This is a genomic window from Roseateles violae (assembly GCF_030410485.1).
Lineage (GTDB): Bacteria > Pseudomonadota > Gammaproteobacteria > Burkholderiales > Burkholderiaceae_C > Roseateles_D > Roseateles_D violae.
Map to the genome: position 1 here is coordinate 120,184 of NZ_JAUHHC010000001.1, position 16,066 is coordinate 136,249.

Annotated in this window: 13 protein-coding genes; 3 read left to right on the plus strand and 10 right to left on the minus strand. The window is 69.9% G+C overall.

From position 1 onward, the window contains the following. Window positions 1-33: 33 nt before the first annotated feature. Window positions 34-1,341 (plus strand): ATP-dependent nuclease, encoded by a 1,308-nt coding sequence (locus tag QWJ38_RS00510; protein ID WP_290357075.1) that lies wholly within the window; start codon window positions 34-36, stop codon window positions 1,339-1,341. A gap of 304 nt (window positions 1,342-1,645) precedes the next feature. Here QWJ38_RS00510 and QWJ38_RS00515 read toward each other — a convergent pair whose 3' ends face one another. The 4 genes from QWJ38_RS00515 to queC form a co-directional block, all read right to left on the minus strand. Next, the gene (locus tag QWJ38_RS00515) at window positions 1,646-2,920 is read right to left on the minus strand and encodes an NAD(P)/FAD-dependent oxidoreductase (RefSeq protein ID WP_290358030.1); all 1,275 of its coding nucleotides are present in this window, start codon (window positions 2,918-2,920) and stop codon (window positions 1,646-1,648) included. A 16-nt stretch (window positions 2,921-2,936) separates the two neighbouring features. Further along, on the minus strand, window positions 2,937-3,254 hold the full coding sequence (locus tag QWJ38_RS00520) for a c-type cytochrome (protein WP_290357076.1): 318 nt from the start codon (window positions 3,252-3,254) through the stop codon (window positions 2,937-2,939). Window positions 3,255-3,387: 133 nt separating this feature from the next. Then, window positions 3,388-3,945 (minus strand): LemA family protein, encoded by a 558-nt coding sequence (locus tag QWJ38_RS00525; protein ID WP_290357077.1) that lies wholly within the window; start codon window positions 3,943-3,945, stop codon window positions 3,388-3,390. 139 nt (window positions 3,946-4,084) lie between these two features. Beyond that, entirely contained in the window at window positions 4,085-4,807 is a 723-nt protein-coding gene (gene queC / locus QWJ38_RS00530; RefSeq protein WP_290357078.1) for a 7-cyano-7-deazaguanine synthase QueC, read from the minus strand. Window positions 4,808-4,881: 74 nt separating this feature from the next. On the opposite strand from queC, the gene QWJ38_RS00535 reads away from it, so the two are divergent. Beyond that, window positions 4,882-6,459, plus strand: coding sequence for a DUF4139 domain-containing protein (locus QWJ38_RS00535; RefSeq protein ID WP_290357079.1), 1,578 nt, complete (start codon window positions 4,882-4,884; stop codon window positions 6,457-6,459). A gap of 21 nt (window positions 6,460-6,480) precedes the next feature. Here the strand turns inward: QWJ38_RS00535 and QWJ38_RS00540 are convergent, their stop codons facing one another. Further along, the gene (locus QWJ38_RS00540; protein ID WP_290358031.1) at window positions 6,481-7,728 is read right to left on the minus strand and encodes a glutamate-5-semialdehyde dehydrogenase; all 1,248 of its coding nucleotides are present in this window, start codon (window positions 7,726-7,728) and stop codon (window positions 6,481-6,483) included. 205 nt (window positions 7,729-7,933) lie between these two features. Between QWJ38_RS00540 and QWJ38_RS00545 the strand changes: the two genes are divergently transcribed. Further along, the gene (locus QWJ38_RS00545; RefSeq protein ID WP_290357080.1) at window positions 7,934-8,275 is read left to right on the plus strand and encodes a hypothetical protein; all 342 of its coding nucleotides are present in this window, start codon (window positions 7,934-7,936) and stop codon (window positions 8,273-8,275) included. A gap of 9 nt (window positions 8,276-8,284) precedes the next feature. On the opposite strand, the gene QWJ38_RS00550 is transcribed toward QWJ38_RS00545, so the two are convergent. From QWJ38_RS00550 to QWJ38_RS00570, 5 genes are all read right to left on the minus strand, one after another. Next, window positions 8,285-10,087: a tetratricopeptide repeat protein gene (locus QWJ38_RS00550; protein ID WP_290357081.1), complete on the minus strand. Its 1,803-nt coding sequence runs from the start codon at window positions 10,085-10,087 to the stop codon at window positions 8,285-8,287. Between the two features lie 88 nt (window positions 10,088-10,175). Further along, window positions 10,176-13,055, minus strand: coding sequence for a M16 family metallopeptidase (locus tag QWJ38_RS00555; RefSeq protein ID WP_290357082.1), 2,880 nt, complete (start codon window positions 13,053-13,055; stop codon window positions 10,176-10,178). 38 nt (window positions 13,056-13,093) lie between these two features. Continuing rightward, window positions 13,094-14,200, minus strand: a complete 1,107-nt coding sequence (locus QWJ38_RS00560; protein ID WP_290357083.1) for an NAD(P)H-dependent flavin oxidoreductase — start codon at window positions 14,198-14,200, stop codon at window positions 13,094-13,096. Further along, entirely contained in the window at window positions 14,197-15,063 is an 867-nt protein-coding gene (locus QWJ38_RS00565; protein ID WP_290357084.1) for a GNAT family N-acetyltransferase, read from the minus strand. Before QWJ38_RS00565 ends, QWJ38_RS00560 begins: the two co-directional genes overlap by 4 nt. Next, the gene (locus QWJ38_RS00570; RefSeq protein ID WP_290357085.1) at window positions 15,060-16,061 is read right to left on the minus strand and encodes an AEC family transporter; all 1,002 of its coding nucleotides are present in this window, start codon (window positions 16,059-16,061) and stop codon (window positions 15,060-15,062) included. Before QWJ38_RS00570 ends, QWJ38_RS00565 begins: the two co-directional genes overlap by 4 nt. Window positions 16,062-16,066 lie beyond the last annotated feature (5 nt).

Below are 16,066 nucleotides of genomic sequence, written 5' to 3' on the forward strand. Positions count from 1 at the left end.
ACACGTTAGGCGTCTCAAATCACCCTGCTCACCATGCCGAAGCAAGATCTCGAGTTCATTCCTTCCCTGCAGTTGTTTAGTCAGTCCAGGGCACAGGCGCGCTATACCGTTCTCGCCGGCCCAAACAACAGCGGGAAGTCACTCACGCTGCGCTGGCTGAAGTCCACGTTGGGCAGGTCTGCATACTTCGTTGGAACGAATCGCTTCTACCATGTTTACCACTTAAGCACGGGTCTTCGACAAGCCAATGAACTCGAGCAGTTCGAGTCATCATTTCAAAGTCAGTTTCACGACGACTCTCACAACCATGAACAGAACGTCTTAGATCTCGGCCGAATACTCCAGGGCCTAAAGGATGTTCGGAGGAATCAACTCTTTGAACTGTGCGGCTCATTGATTGGTGCGACGTTTTCATTGCAGCAAGTGGAGCCCGGGAATGATCTGAGTCCGCGCTATATCGACATGGATGGCCAGAATCTATCTGTCGGCTCCACCGGGACACGACTGTTGATGACGGTCCTTGGACTATGCATGGACGACAGGTTCAGCACCATATTGATCGACGAACCTGAACTAGGCCTCAGCCCAAAAGTTCAAAGCGCGCTTTCCAGCTTCTTCCAAGATCAGGTTCAAAGAGCAAAGTACTTCCCACATCTGGAGCGCGTCTTTGTCGCAACACACTCAAATCTTTTCCTATCGCGAAACGACGTTACTGACAATTTCGTAGTTACGAAGGAAGGGCGCAAAGTCTCCATCGCCCGAACCCTGACCATTCAAGACTTTCATAAGCTTCAGTTCAATCTCCTTGGAAACTCTCTGGAGACATTATTCTTTCCGTCGGCGGTCGTCGTTGTCGAAGGCAAGACCGACTACGCGTACTTGGAAAGGGTAATCGGCATAAGAATGGCGGGCCGCAAGGTCACAGTGGTTCCGGGTAACGGTGATGTAAAGAAGAAGGTCTATGCACTGAAAGAACTACTTGGGGACTTTGAAAGAAGCCCGTTCCGAGGACGCGTTTTCGTAGTCCTCGATAGCGTCCACCAACCGGGCCTTTCAGATGAGTTGGCGCGGATGGGCGTCTTGGCAGCACACATCGTTGTGTGGCCAAAGAATGGTATCGAGTACTACTACCCTCGCAGCATTCTTCAGTCAGTGTTCTCCGCTTCTTTAGAGCAAGTTGAGCAACTGGCTATCGATGGCGACCGCATCTCTGTAAACGGGATCACTCGCACAAAGAACGAGTTAGCGACGGAAGTCATCAAGCAATTGACGGAAGCGACAGAATACCCTGTCGAGCTCGAATCTGGCCTGCTTTCGCCTCTGTCCAATGCAGTCACATAACGTGGCGGAGACGCCTAACCCATCTCTCAAGCTGACCCGCTACGGCAGTCGTCAGGGGCCGCGTGGCACCCTTGTCCATGTTGCGCCACGCGACCCCTGCCGCCCGCCTCCGCGGGCAGCTTAGCTCGAACGTTGACCGTCAGCTTTCCGACGGCGATATCGCCGAGCCGAAGGTCCGCAGCGGGTCCCAAGCTGTAAGCGACCAAGCCCGCCGCGATCTGCCGCATCCAAGCCATCGCCGGCCTTGGCAGATCAGCCGAGCCCGAGCCTGCCTGAGAAGCGATCGGCGCTGGCCGCGCAACGGTTAGCCGAGCGAGTCGGCCCAGATCGTCCTCGCCCAGTTCCAGGCGTAAGTCCCCTCCAGCTCGTTCGGCGCGGCCGAAAGGCCGCCCGAGCCGTGTACGGCCTTGAAGGTCTTCTCCGCCGCGACGTACTCGTGCACGCTGGCGACGTGGATCACGTTCTTGGCGTCGACGAAGCTGTAGCAGGTATTGGTCAGCATGGGCGCCGGATTGATCTCCCAGCCGCTCAGCTCGGCCACGATGGCCGCCGCCGCCACCTTGGCCTGGCTGTTCGCCATATGGCCGCTCTTGGGCATGGCCGGCGCGACCTGGATCGCGTCGCCGATCACATGGATGTCCTTGGCCGCGGTCGACTCGAAGTTCAGGTAGTTGACGTTGACCCAGCGCTTGTTGCTGTTGGCCAGGCCGCTCTGCACCGCGATCGCGCCGGCGCGCATCGAGGGCAGCACGTTCAGCACGTCGGCCTTGACCTCGTCCTGCACCTCGAAGCGCACGGTGCGGCTGCGCGCATCGACCTCGACCGCCTTGTGCTGCGGCCGGTACTCGATGATGCCGGCGTACTGCTGGGCCCAGACCTTCTTGAACAGCGGCCCCTTCGAGGTCACGTCCGGATTGGCGTCGAGGATCAGCAGCTTGGACTTCGGCTTGGCCTGCTTCAGATAGTCGGCCACGACGCAGGCGCGTTCATAGGGCCCGGGCGGGCAGCGGTAGGGCGCCTCGGGGATGGTGATCGCGAACACGCCGCCGTCCGGCATCGCGCGCAGCTGCTGGCGCAGCGCCGCGGTCTCCGGCCCGGCCTTCCAGGCCTGCAGCAGCTGGCCCGAGGCATTCGCCTGCTTGAGGCCGGGGATGCTGTCCCAGATCATCTCGACGCCGGGGCTTAGCAGCAGCTTGTCGTAGGCGATCGTCGGGCCCGAGGCCAGGGTCGCCGTCTTCTTCTGCGGGTCGATCGCCGACACCGAGTCGCGCACCAGCTTGACGCCATGGCGGGACTGCAGCGTGCCGTGCGGCGTGGTCAGATCGGCCAGCTCGCGCGAGCCGCCCAGCACCAGGTTGGACAGCGGGCAGGAGACGAAGGCCGGCTCCGGCTCGACCAGCACGACGTCGATCCTGTAGTCGGACAGCAGGCGCACATACTTGGCCGCCGTCGCGCCGCCATAGCCGCCGCCGACCACCAGCACCCGCGCCTTGCTGGGCGTGCCGCCGAGGCTGGCGCAGCCGCCCAGGCCCAGGGCGGCCAGGGCGGCTGCGCCTTGCAGCAGATTGCGTCTTTGCATGGTCATGATCCGTCCCTCAGTTCCTCGCTTGGGCGGCGAAATAGGCGGCCAGCTGCTCGATCTGCGCATCGCTGAAGCCCTTGGCCAGCTGCTGCATCACCGTCGACGGCCGCGTGCCGGCCTTGAAGGCCTTCAGCTGCTCGCTCAGCGTCGAGGCCGGCACGCCGGCAAGACCCGGCACCGTGGCGCCGGCCGGCTGCCGGCCGTCGGTGCCATGACAGCCGGCGCAGGCGGCCGCCAGCGTGCGCGCCTGCAGCACTTTGTTGGCGTCCTGCGCGCGCGCCGGCAGGGCCGCGGCCAGCAGCAGCGCCATCATCATCGTCGGAACCATCATGGAAGCGCCCCGCATCGGCGCTCGCAGCATCGGCATCGCCGTCTCCCGCAGTTGCTGCCGCAGTGTAGGCATGCGGCGCCGCGCTTGCCAATGCCTTGCCCGCATAAGCATAGGCAGGCGCGCTCTATGCGCCCTAGAGCGTGCGCGCCTCGGCGAAACCGTAGAGCCCGGCCAGCACGCGGGTCGGGAACTGCTGGGCCGCCGCGTTGTACTGCGTCACCGCCTGGTTGAAGACCTGGCGCGCGAACGCGCGCTGGCGCTCGATCAGCTTCAGCTCGTCGACCAGCGCATCGAGGCCGGCCTCGGCGCGCAGCTCATGCTGGTGCTCCAGCAGCGACATCAGCCGGGTCAGCGCCGCCTGCTGCACCGCGCCGGCGACGGCCAGATGCGCGACCGGCTCGCCGGCATGCGGCCGCGCGCGCGCCGCCTGAGCCGCGGCCTGCGCCTCGGCCTGCGCGCTGTCCAGGCTGTCGAAGGTCGCCTGCTCGCTGGGCAGCAGCGGCCGCAGGCGCTCGAGCAGCTGCGTGCAGACCTGGGCGCGCTCGCCCATATGCTGGTCCAGCGCGACATAGGCCTCGCCGATCGCATTGCGCAGCCGCATCAACCGGTTGTAGGCGCCGATGCCCCAGAACAGCAGGATCGCGGCCAGCGCCCAGCCCAGCGCCGCCCAGCTCAGCACCGGCAGCGTCATCGGACCAGGAACTCCGCATGGCCGCGCGCGCGCAGCTCGCAGGCGGGGTGAAATGTCAGCCCCTCGCCCGGCGAGTACGCCGGGCTATCCCCCGAGGGGATGCGGGTCGGCTTGGGAGCGGCCCGGCGCTCGACCCGCCTCATGCCTGCCCCTTGTATTCGACGTAGCCCCGCGCGCGCAACTCGCAGGCGGGGCAGGTCCCACAACCCCAGCCCCAGGCATGGCGCTGCTTGCGCTCGCCCAGATAGCAGGTATGCGTGTGCTCGACGATCAAGTCGTTCAGCGCCGCGCCGCCGAGCTGCTCGGTCAGCGCCCAGGTCTCGGCTTTGGTGATGAACATCAGGGGCGTCTCTATCGTCATCGGCTGGTCCAGGCCCAGGCTCAGCGCGACCTGCAGCGCCTTCAAGGTGTTGTCGCGGCAATCCGGATAGCCGGAGTAGTCGGTCTCGCACATGCCGCCGACCAGCACCGAGGCGCCACGCCGGTAGGCCAGCGTCGCGGCGAAGGAGAGGAACAGCAGATTGCGGCCCGGCACGAAGGTATTGGGCAGGCCGTTGGCCTGCATCTCGATCGCCCGGTCCGCGGTCAGCGCGGTGTCCGAGATCTGGCCCAGCAGGCTCAGGTCCAGCAGGTGATCGTCGCCCAGCTTGGCGCCCCAGGAATGGAAAGCCGCCGCCAGCTCGCGCCGCACGACCTGGCGGCAATCGAGCTCGATGCGGTGCCGCTGGCCGTAGTCGAAGCCGATGGTCTCGACCTCGGCATAGCGGTCCAGCGCCCAGGCCAGGCAGGCGGTCGAGTCCTGGCCGCCGGAGAACAGCACCAGGGCCTTGCGGGATTGGTTGGCTTGCGGAGGAATGCTCATGAGACGGGGTTCGGCATGGAAGGGACGACGCAGCCGCCATGTTATGTTCCTTCGCCCATCCACCCGGAGCGACGATGAAAAAGACCTGGCCGCTGCTGCTGCTCTCCACCACCGCCCTGGCTCAGACGCCGCCGGCCAAGCCCGCCGCCGCGCCGGCCACGCCCAGTCGCATCGAGCAGGTGCTGGTCTATCCCGGCGGCGCGACGGTCGAGCGCAGCGTCGCCGTCAAGGCCGGTCAGCCGCTCTTGCGCCTGAGCTGCCTGTCGGCGCGCTTCGACGTCGATTCGCTGCAGCTGCAGGCCGAGGGCGTGACCATCGGCGAGATCAGCGTGCAGACGGTCGACCGCGCCACCCTGCCCGAATGCGCGGACAACACGCCGCTGGACGCGCGCATCCGCGAGCTGGAGGAGCAGCGCAACGCGGTGCAGAACGAGATCGCCGCGCACGAGGTGGCGCTGGGCTATATGAAGCAGTACAACGCCGGCTCGACGGCGATTGCCGCCACGGCCGAGAGCCTGCGCCGCGCGGGCCTGGAGACCTTGCAGCGTCAGGCACCGCTGCAGCGCCGCCGCGACGAGATCGAGCGCCAGCTGGCGCCGCTGGTCGGCGAGCGCGATCGGCTGCGCCAGGCCGAGCCGCAGCTGCGCACGCTGCAGGTGCGGCTGTCCGCCGCCCGCGACACCGAGATGAAGCTGAGCTACCGCGTCGGCCAGGCCGGCTGGGAGCCGGTCTACCGCGCCTATCTGGACAGCGAGAGCGGCAAGGTCCGGCTCGAGCGCCATGCCCAGGTCGCGCAGAACAGCGGCGAGGACTGGAGCGATGTGAAGCTGCGCCTGTCGACGGCCCAGCCGCGCGCGGCCACCGGCATGCCGCCGCCGCAACCCTGGACCTTGGACCTGCTGCCGCCCGCCGGCAACGAGGCCCGCCCGGTGGCCGCCTATGCGCCGCCGCCGGCCCCGGCGCCGGCGATGCGCTCGGCCGAGCGCGGCGGGGCCGCGCCCGATCTGGGCTTCAATGTCGGCGTCTTCCAGGGCGAGTTCGCGACCGAGTTCGAGGTGCCCGGCCGGGTCGGCGTCTCGGCCAACGGCCAGCGCATCGCGCTGTCGCTGGGCCAGCAGCAGCTCGACAGCCGGTTCCTCGCGCGCGTGAACCCGCGCGCCGAGGCCCAGGCCTATCTGGTGGCCGAGAGCGCGCGGCCGCAGGGCGTCTGGCCGGCGGGGGCGCTGCAGCTGTTCCGCGACGGCGCCTTCATCGGCCAGAGCCGGCTGGTGCTGGGCAACTCGGACAAGCTCGATCTCTTCTTCGGCCGCGACGAGCGACTGCGTGTCGCCGTCGAGCCCGAGCAGCGCAATGCCGCCAACACCGGCTTCGTCGGCAACCGCGCCGAGCAGAAGATCGCCCGCGTCTACAAGATCGAGAACCTGCACGGTCGGCCCTTCACCGTGCAGCTGCTGGAGCCGGCGCCGGTGGGCCGCCACGAGGACATCAAGGTGCAGGCCGTCTTCGAGCCCAAGCCCGCCGAGCTCGAGTGGCGCAAGCAGCCCGGCGTCGCCGCCTGGGAGCTGCAGCTGGCGCCGGGCGCCAGCCAGCAGATCCGCGCCGACTACACGATCAGCTATCCCAAGGACGCACGCATCAGCGGCATGCGCTGATCCGCCTGGCGCGGGACGGGATCAGCTCCTGAGCTCGCCCTGCCCCAGCACCACCCATTTCATCGAGGTCAGGCCCTCCAGCCCCACCGGGCCGCGGGCGTGGAACTTGTCGGTCGAGATGCCGATCTCGGCGCCCAGGCCGTACTCGAAGCCGTCGGCAAAGCGCGTGCTGGCGTTGACCATCACGCTGGCCGAATCGACCTCGCGCAGAAAGCGCATCGCGTTCGGGTGATTGGTCGTCAGGATCGCATCGGTGTGGTGCGAGCCATGGCGGTTGATGTGGCGGATCGCCTCGTCGAGGCTGTCAACGACCTTGATGCTGATGATGGGCGCCAGGTATTCCTCGCCCCAGTCGGCCTCGGTCGCCGCGGCCAGCCGTGCGCCCTGCAGCGGCCCCAGCAGCGCCAGCGTGCGCGGGCAGCCGCGCATCTCGACGCCCTTGGCCGCGAAGATCGCGCCGATGCGCGGCAGGAAGGCGGCCGCCTGCACCGCATGCACCAGCAGCGACTCGGTCGCATTACAGGGGCTGTACTTGTTGGTCTTCGCGTTGTCGACGACCCTGACGGCCAGCTCCAGGTCGACCTCGGCGTCCACATAGTTGTGGCAGTTGCCGTCCAGGTGCTTGATCACCGGCACCCGCGCCTCACGGCTGATGCGCTCGATCAGGCTTTTCCCCCCGCGCGGGATGATCACGTCGACGAACTCGGGCCGCGAGATCAGGAGGCCCACCGCCGCCCGGTCGGTGGTGGCGATCAGCTGCACGGCCGCGCGCGGCAGGCCGGCCTCCTCGAGCGCGTCGGCGACCAGCTGCGCCAGCGCCAGATTCGAATGGATGGCCTCCGAGCCGCCGCGCAGGATGCAGGCATTGCCGCTCTTGATCGCCAGCGAGGCGGCCTCGATCGTCACGTTCGGCCGGCTCTCGTAAATCATGCCGAACACACCCAGCGGCACGCGCATCTGGCCGACGGCGATGCCGCTCGGCCGGCGCTTGACGCCGCTGATCTCGCCGACCGGGTCGGGCATCGCGGCGATCTGCTCGCAGCCCTCGGCGACGGTGGCCAGGGTCTTGGCATCGAGCTTGAGCCGATCGCGCAGCGGCGCGTCCAGGCCCGTCGCGGCCTGCAGATCGCGCGCATTGGCGGCCGCCAGCGCCGGGCCGGCCGCGCGCAGGCGGCGCGCCAGTGCCAGCAGGGCCTCATTCTTGGCGGCCGTGCTGGCGGCGGCCATCGCGGTCGCCGCGCGGCGCGCGCCGGCGCCGACCTCGTCCATATAGGCGCCCAGATCGTCGGCCCGTGTCGAAGGTAATGCTGTGCTCATCGGCCCATTTTGACCGATGCCGGCGGCGCCGCCGGCCGGTCCGGCTTTTATGCGTTTCGGCCCGCCGCCGCTGCGGTGCATCGCAGCGCGCTTGGGCCCACTTGATCGAGTTCCTAAGCTGAGTCCACCTTGTCCACTCAGTTTCGGAGTCTCCATCATGAAGTCCCTGCTTCTTGCCCTGCCCGCCGCCCTGTTCGCGCTGAACGCCGCCGCCGAACCGCCTTCTTCCAAGGCCGATGGCCCGCTGCGCAGCGCCTGCCCGCGCATCGACGCGGCGCTGCAGGAGGCGCTGCAGCCGGTCGCGCTGCGCACGACGCCGCGCCAGCAGCCGATGCGCGTGCAGTTCAAGCTGAACGGCGCGCAGATCAGCGAGATCGAGCCGCAGGGCGGCAGCGAATCGCAGCGCATCCATGTGCGCCGCGCCGTCGCGGCCCTGCCCTGCTACAGCGAGAGCGAACAGCGCCTGAGCTTCAGCCTCGCGCTGAGCCGCGGCGGTTGATCGGGCAGGCTAAAGCTTCTGCAGATCGGGCCCCGTCTTGGGCCCGAACCAGGCCTTGGCATAGGCCTGCTGCGCGCTCCTGCCGGCCTGGGCATCGCCCTTGCGCTTGTAGACCTCGACCAGGCCGGCCAGCGCCCAGCCGTTGTTGCGCACGCGCGCCAGCGAATCGCGGAAGGCCGCTTCCGCTTCATCGAGCCGGCCCTGGCGCAGGCGCACCGCGCCGAGCGACTGGCGCACCGGGTAGTACCAGTAGGGCGGCTCGGTATAGGCCAGGCCGTCCTCGATCTTGATCGCCGCCTCGAAGGCGCGCGCCGCGCCGTCCAGATCGCCCTGCGCCTCGGCCAGCCGCCCCTGCGCGACCAGGCGCGCGGTGTCGGCGATCTCGCGCGCCGGCACGCCGAAGGGTTCGAAGGGCTTGTAGTCGGCGCCGTCGGCTAGCTTCTGCATCGCGGTGATCTCGGCCTGCGCCTCCGCCGCGCGCCGTTCGCCGGCCAGCGCCAGGCTGCGCGCATAGTGATACATCAGCTTGACCAGCAGCAGCTCGTCGCCCGGGTCGGGCAGCTGCAGCACCGTCGCGGCCGGGCTGAAGCGCGCATGGGCCATGAAGCGCGCCGCCTTGATCGGCTGCAGCGCGGCGATCTGGCGCGCGATCTCGGGCGCGATCGCCGCATCGAGCTTGTCGGCCGCCGGTAGCGCGGTCGCCCCGTCGCCGCCCATCAGCGCCGACACCATCACGAAATGGATGTTGTGCGGGTAATAGGCCGAGCGGTACAGCGGGTCCGAGGGCGAGCGCTTGAAATAGGCCTCGTCCACCTCGACCGCGCGCTTGTTCTGCTCCAGCGATTCGCGGTACTGGCCGACGCGGTAGTAGATATGCGCCGGCATATGGACGATGTGGCCGGCGCCGGGCATCAGCGCGGCCAGGCGGCGCGCCGGCGCCAGCGCGCGCTCGGGCGTGGTCGAGGCCTCGACCGCATGGATGTAGAGATGGATCGCGCCCGGATGGCGCGGATTGCGCTTGAGCACCGTCTCCAGCGCCTGCAGCAGGGCCGCGGTGCGGCCCTTGGGGCTCGCGCCGCCGGCCTCCCAGTAATCCCAGGGCTGGGTGTCCATCGCGGCCTCGGCAAACAGCGTCGCGATCGTGTCGTCCTCCGGGAAGCGCTGCATCACCGCCTGCATCGCGTCGGCATAGGCGGCGTCGAGCGTGGCGCGCTCGATCTTCTCGTCGGCCGAGTAGCGCCGCGCCAGCGCATCGATCAGCGCCTGCTCGCGCAAGCTGGCCTTGGCGCGCAGCGACTGCGCCTTGGCCAGCGCGTCCAGGGCCGGCGCGTTCGCCTCGGGGAACATCGGCGCATTGATATTGGGCCCCAGCACCAGGGCCTCGCCCCAGAAGCAGATCGCGCAATCGGGGTCGAGCCGCTGCGCCGCCTGGAAGGCGCGCTGCGCCTCCGCGTGGTTGAAGGCAAAGGCCAGGCGCAGGCCCTGGTCGAAATAGGCCTGGGCCTTGGGCCGGCTGATGCGCCAGCTGAGCGTGCCCAGATCGTCGTAGAGCGGCAGGGCCGCGCTGCTGGCCGCCTGCATGGCCGCCGGCTGGAAGGGGGCGGTCTCGCTTTTCTTCTTCGCGGGCGTCGAGGCCTGGGCCAGCAGCAGGGGCATGGCCGGCCGGCCGCAGACGGCGCCGGACGCGTCGAGCAGCGGATCGAAGGGCGCCGGCGGCGCCTCGCCGCGCTCGGTGGACAGGCCGCCGAGGCCCAGGATGGCGCAGGCGGCAAACAGGCCGCGGCGCCGCAGCACGGCAGGACGACGATTCATGATCGGCTCCTCGGGCAAAGGCCAGCGCTTCGCCGATGCGAAGCGCCGACGATGCTGGCACCGACGCCGCTGCGACGCAAGTAGGGCGTCAGCGCTTGGCGGCCCTGTCAGCGGCCTTGTCCGCCTGGTTCGCCGCCGGCGCCAGCGGCGCGCCGTCCGCATCGCGCAGCTCCAGCGGCTTGCGACCCCAGGCCTTCAGCTGCGGCAGGATCTGCGCCTGATCGCCGACGGCGACGACGATCAGCGCGGCCGGATCCACATGCTGCTGCGCCGCCTTGAAGGCGCTGGCCGCGCTGACCGCCGCCAGCTGCTGCGGCAGCTTGACGAGATGGTCGGCCGGCAGGCCCCAGGTCCAGTTGCTGGCATAGCTGCCGACGACCACATGGTTGGTGTCGAACAGGCCCGGCAGCGACAGCAGCTGCGCATTGCGCACCCGCTTCAGCTCCTCGGCGTCCATGGGCCGGGTCCGCATGCCCTGGATCTGGCCGAACATATCGGCCAGCGCCGGCCCGGTGACGTCGCTGCGCACGCTGCCGCGGATCGCGAAGCTGCCGCTGTCGCGGCCCATCGCATAGGCCGAGTAGACGCCGTAGGTATAGCCCTTGACCTCGCGCAGCTGCTGGTTGATGCGCGAGGTGAACAGGCCGCCCAGCGCCGCGTTCATCACCTTGATCGAGGCGGCGTCCGGGTCCCGGGCCAGCGGGCCGGGGGCGACGACGGCCAGCGCCGTCTGGGGCGACCCCGGCTTGTCGACCAGCAGCAGGCGCGCGGCCGTCGGCTTCATCGCCGGAGCGGCGGGCGCAGCGGCGGCCGCACCCTCGGGGCGCTGCCAGGCGCCGAACAGGCGCTCGGCCAGCGGCCGCAGCTCGGCCTCGGTGACGTCGCCGGCCACCACCAGGGCCGCCTGGTCGGGGCGGTAGTTGGCCTGCCAGAAGGCGCGCAGCGCGGCGCTGTCGACGGCCTGGAGGGCCGCCTCGTCGCCCAGCGCGCTCGCGCCAAGCGGATGCGCGTCGCCGTAAAGTGCGCGGGCGGCGACCACACCGGCGACCGCCTCCGGCTCCTCGCGCTGCTGGGCCAGCGCGGCCAGGCGCGCGGCGCGCTGGCGCTCGACCTCGGCCGGCGCGAACACCGGGTTCAGCGCCACATCGGCCAGCAGGGACAGGCCCTTGGCGAAATGCGTCTTCAGGCTGGCCAGCTCGATGCGCGCGTCCTCGCGGCCGGCGCTGCTGCTCAGCGCGGCGCCGATGTCGGCGACCTCGTCGGCGATCTGCTGCGCGCTGCGCGTGCGGGTGCCTTCCTGCAGCATCGCGGCGGTGAAGCCGGCCAGGCCCGGCTTGCCGGGCGGATTGGCCGCCTGGCCGGCGCGCAGCACCAGGGCGGCGCTGACCAGGGGCAGGCCCGGCTTGGGCACATGGATCACCGTCAGCCCGTTGGCCAGCGCGAAGCGGCGGCCCTCGGGCAGGCTCAGCGTCGGCGCCTTGCCGGCGGCCGGCTGCTTGGCGCGCCAGGCGGCGTCGGCATTCAGCGCCTCGCGCTCCCCCTTGGCGGCCTTGGTCGGCATCGGCGGCGTCGGCACCTCGGCGGCGAGCACCTTGGGGCCCGGCGTCGCCTGGATCACCACGCGCGCCTGCTTGCCCAGCTGGGCGGCGACGGCAGCGCTGACCGAGGCCGGCGTGATCGCCTGGTAGCGCGCCAGATCCTGGCCGATATAGCCGGGATCGCCGGCGTCCTGGTTGTAGCGATTGACCAGATCGGCCAGCGAGCCGACCTTCTCCAGCTGGCTCAGCGCGCTGGTCAGGATGGCGGCGCGCGCGCGCTCGACCTCTTCCTGCGTCGGCGGCTTCTCGGCCAGGGCCTTCAGCTCGGCGTCGACCAGCGCCTCGATCTCGTCCAGCGATTTGCCCGGCCGCGCGATCACGTCGATCTCAAACACCGAGCCCAGCGCCGCCGACTGCTGCGAGACCTGCACGCTCTGCGCCAGCTGGCGCTCGTAGACCAGCTTCTTGTACAGGCGGCCGGACTTGCCGCCGCCCAGCACGCTGGCGGCGACGTCGAGCTCGGCATCGCCCGGCTTGAACACGGCCGGCGTGTGCCAGGCCAGCGAGAGCCGCGACAGCTCGATGCGGTCGGTGATCTGCAGGCGCTTCTCGGCCGTCAGCTTGACCGGCGCCACATCGACCGGCGGCACCGGCGCGCCGGCCTTCAGCGGGCCGAAGTACTTCTCGACCAGCTTCTTCGCCTGGGCCGGATCGAAGTCGCCGGCCAGCACCAGGGTCGCGTTGTTCGGCCGGTAGTAGGTGCGGGCAAAGGCCTTCACATCGGCCAGCTTGATGCTCTGGATGTCGGCATGCGAGCCGATCACCGCCGCGCGATAGGGGTGGCCGGGCGGGAACAAGGCCTGGTACAGCGCCTCGTCGACGATGCCGTAGGGCCGGTTCTCGGTGGTCTGGCGGCGCTCGTTGCGCACCACGTCCTGCTGGTTGGCCAGGGCCACCGAATCGACCTCGTCGATCATGTAGCCGAGCATGTCGGACTTGATCCACAGGCCCAGCTCCAGCTGGTTGGCCGGCAGCGTGAAGAAATAGTTGGTGCGGTCGAAGTTGGTCGAGCCGTTCGAGTCGGTGCCGCCGGCCGCGTCGACGATCTTGTCGGCCTGGCCGCGCGCGATGTGCTTGCTGCCGGCGAACATCAGGTGCTCGAACAGATGGGCGAAACCGGTCTGGCCGGCCGCCTCGTTGCGCGGACCGGCATGGACCCAGAGGTTGAAGGCCACCAGCGGCAGCCTGTGGTCCTCGACCAGGATCAGCTCGAAGCCATTGGCCAGCTTCAGCTTCTCGTAGCGGATGGCCAGGCTGGCCCCGTCGGCGACGACGGCGCCGGCCTGCGGGGCCTCGGCCGCCAGCGCCGGTGGGGCGATGGCGCCGAGGCTGGCGAGCGTGGCGGCAAGAGCGAGAAGCTGGAATCGCATGGCGGACAGGTCCTTGGTCGAGAGAAAAAGAAGAAGGCTCAGCGGGCGGGGGCGATGCGCTTCAGCGCCTCCTCGGCCAGCCAGCGCGTCAGTGCGGCGGCATCGAGATCGCGGCGCGCCAGCGGCGCGGCCTGGCCCGACCACAGCGACATGAAGTCGCCCGCGCCGGCGTCGCCCTTGGGCTCGCTGGCCGCGCGCAGCGGCAGCAGCGCGCCGCCGGCCAGCGGAAAGGCCGGCGCCAGCGGCGAGATCGGCCCGACTTCGCGCATCAGCCGGTTGACGATGCCGCGCGCCGGCCGGCCGGTGAACAGATTGGTCAGGGCAGTGCGCTCGGCCGCCTCGCTGCGCAGCGCGGCGCGATGCGGCGCCGGCAGCCTGGCTTCGGGCGTGAACAGATAGGCGGTGCCGATCTGCACGGCCGCGGCGCCCAGCGCGAAGGCCGCATGGATGCCGCGCGGATCGCCGATGCCGCCGGCCGCGATCACCGGCAGGCGCACCGCGTCGACGATCAGCGGCACGAGCGCGAAGGTCCCGACCTGGGTGGCCAGATCGTCGTCCAGAAAGAGGCCGCGGTGGCCGCCGGCCTCGAAGCCCTGGGCAATGATCGCGTCGATGCCCTGCGCCTCCAGCCAGCGTGCCTCGGCCACCGTGGTCGCCGAGGCGATCAGCTTGGCGCCGCTGGCCTTGACGCGATCCAGCAGCACCGGCTCGGGCAGGCCGAAATGGAAGCTGACGACCTCGGGGCGGCATTCCTCGATCAGCGCGGCGCTGTCGGCATCGAAGGGCTGACGGTTCGAGGCCGGCACCGGCGCTTGCGGGTCCGCGCCCAGTTCGAGGTAATAGCCGCTCAGGCGCTCGCGCCAGGCCGCCTCGCGTGCCGCATCCGGCGGCGGCGGCCGGTGGCAGAAGAAGTTCAGATTGATGGGCTTGCGCGTGCCCGCGCGGATCAGCCGCAGCTGCTCGCGCTGCTGGGCCGGGCTTAGCAGCGCGCAGGGCAGCGAGCCGAGGCCACCGGCCTCGGACACCGCCACCGCCATCTCGTGCAGATTCGGGCCGGCCATCGGTGCCTGCACGATGGGCAGCTCGATGCCGAACAGATCGAGCAGGCGGCCATCGGGCCAGGCGGATTTCTTCACATCGCTCATCGCATTGCTCCGGTCGGGGCGCGCATCAGCAGCTGGTGCAGCGGCAGCGGCTGGAAGCCGCTGTCGCGCAAGGCCTGGCCCCCGGTGTCCAGGCGCTGCAGCTGCGGCACCCTGATGCGCTGCGCCGGATGGGCGGCGCGCAGCGCCCGCAGCAGCCGCCGCGCCTCATTTTGCGCCGGCCGCCAGTCGATCAGGCTGGCGATCGCCAAGCTGTCGGCGTCGAGCCGGCTGAACAGCAAGAGGGCGCTGCCCAGCTGCCAGCCGAGCAGCTCGGCGGTGCCGGCGGCCAGCGCCGCCGGCGTCTGCTGCAGCGGCAGTTCGGCCAGGCGCGGCAGGGCCTCCCGCTCGATCCAGGCAAAGGCCGCGGCGCGGTCCAGCCGGTCGATCGCGGCCGGCGGCTCGGCGGCGGCACCGCCCGGCGCCGCGGCCTCGTAGCCCTGCAGCTCGTGCAGGGTCTCGAAGCCGCGACTGCGGTACAGGCGCAGCGCGCGCTCGTTCTGCGCGAACACCTCCAGCTCCACCTCGGCCAGGCCGGCCGCGGCGGCACGGGCGATGAAGTCGTCCAGCAGGCGCGGCGCGGCGCCGCTGCCGCGCGCGGCCGGCACGACGCCCATGGTCGCCAGCCGCCAGCGCGGTCGCCCGACCGGCCGCGGCGCGACGAAGGCAAAGGCCAGCGGCTGCCCGCCCTGCATCAGCACGCGGCTCAGCGCCAGGTCCACGCATTGGCGCGCCAGGAACTGCGGCCACTGCGCCGGGCTGAGCGCGAAGGGGCCGATCAGATAGTCGGCAAAGGCCTGGCCGAAGGCGGCATGCAGGGCCGCCGGGTCGACCCGGTCGGCCGGGTACAGCGCCGCGCTGCTCATCGCGCCTCCAGGGCGCTCAGCAGCGCCAGCCACAGCGGCGCGCTCAGCACGAACAGCAGGGTGGACAGCACGATGGTCGCCGTGCTCTCGCCCTCCAGGCTGCGGTAGCGCTGGGCAAAGATCAGCGCGTTGGAGCCGGTCGGCAGCGCCGCCATCATCACGACCACCGCCAGCGGCAGGCCGCTCAGACCCAGGCCCCAATGCGCGATCAGCAGCACCAGCGCCGGCAGCGCCAGCAGCTTGCACGCCACCAGGCCCAGCATGCCGCGCCAGGCCTTGGGCCAGCCGTAGTAGGCCATGGACATGCCGATCAGGGTCAGGCACAGCGGCACGACGGCGGTGCTGAGCAGCTGCAAGACCTCGTCGAGCACGGCCGGCAGCGCCAGCTCCGTCGCGTTCCAGGCCAGACCCGCCAGCACCGGCAGCACGACCGGATGGATGATGGTGTTGCGCACGGTCAGGCCCAGGGTCGCCGCCAGGCCCTGCGAGCGCTGGCGGCTGCGCGCCAGGTCCAGCTCGACCAGGGCGGTCAGCACGGTCAGCACCGTCAGCGCGTGCAGGCTCAGGATGGTGATGTGCAGGCCCAGGCCCGCCTCGCCGAACACGCCGGCGGCCAGCGGCACGCCGATCTGCATGGTGTTGCCGAACACCGCGTTGATCGCCTGCACGCTGGGCCGCGCGGCGCTCTCCTCGTCGCGCACCGGCGTGCGCCGGCGCTGCCAGCCGTAGACGGCCAGCGCCAGCAGGATCAGTGGGCCGAAGAAGGCCAGCAGCAGCAGCCAGGGCAGATCGCCCAGGTCCAGCCGCGCCGTCGTGCGGAACAGCAGCGCCGGCACGAACAGGTAGAAGGCGGCGTTGGACAGCACGCGTGCCGGATCGCTGGCGCGGCCGCCCTCGTCGGCCATCGTGTCGCCCAGCCAGCGCATGCGGCCGACGAACCAGCCGAGCACGACGGTGATGAAGATCGCCAGCAGCTTGTAGAAGACGGCCCAGGACATGGGCG

Excerpts from the sequence above, each read along its gene's own strand:
- QWJ38_RS00545 (WP_290357080.1), top strand. The coding sequence starts at position 7,934 with ATGAAGTCCCTGCTTCTTGCCCTGCCCGCCGCCCTGTTCGCGCTGAAC.
- QWJ38_RS00570 (WP_290357085.1), bottom strand. The coding sequence starts at position 16,061 with ATGTCCTGGGCCGTCTTCTACAAGCTGCTGGCGATCTTCATCACCGTC.
- QWJ38_RS00510 (WP_290357075.1), top strand. The coding sequence starts at position 34 with ATGCCGAAGCAAGATCTCGAGTTCATTCCTTCCCTGCAGTTGTTTAGT.
- QWJ38_RS00560 (WP_290357083.1), bottom strand. The coding sequence starts at position 14,200 with ATGAGCGATGTGAAGAAATCCGCCTGGCCCGATGGCCGCCTGCTCGAT.
- QWJ38_RS00525 (WP_290357077.1), bottom strand. The coding sequence starts at position 3,945 with ATGACGCTGCCGGTGCTGAGCTGGGCGGCGCTGGGCTGGGCGCTGGCC.
- QWJ38_RS00550 (WP_290357081.1), bottom strand. The coding sequence starts at position 10,087 with ATGAATCGTCGTCCTGCCGTGCTGCGGCGCCGCGGCCTGTTTGCCGCC.
- QWJ38_RS00520 (WP_290357076.1), bottom strand. The coding sequence starts at position 3,254 with ATGATGGTTCCGACGATGATGATGGCGCTGCTGCTGGCCGCGGCCCTG.
- queC (WP_290357078.1), bottom strand. The coding sequence starts at position 4,807 with ATGAGCATTCCTCCGCAAGCCAACCAATCCCGCAAGGCCCTGGTGCTG.
- QWJ38_RS00515 (WP_290358030.1), bottom strand. The coding sequence starts at position 2,920 with ATGCAAAGACGCAATCTGCTGCAAGGCGCAGCCGCCCTGGCCGCCCTG.
- QWJ38_RS00540 (WP_290358031.1), bottom strand. The coding sequence starts at position 7,728 with ATGGACGAGGTCGGCGCCGGCGCGCGCCGCGCGGCGACCGCGATGGCC.
- QWJ38_RS00565 (WP_290357084.1), bottom strand. The coding sequence starts at position 15,063 with ATGAGCAGCGCGGCGCTGTACCCGGCCGACCGGGTCGACCCGGCGGCC.
- QWJ38_RS00555 (WP_290357082.1), bottom strand. The coding sequence starts at position 13,055 with ATGCGATTCCAGCTTCTCGCTCTTGCCGCCACGCTCGCCAGCCTCGGC.
- QWJ38_RS00535 (WP_290357079.1), top strand. The coding sequence starts at position 4,882 with ATGAAAAAGACCTGGCCGCTGCTGCTGCTCTCCACCACCGCCCTGGCT.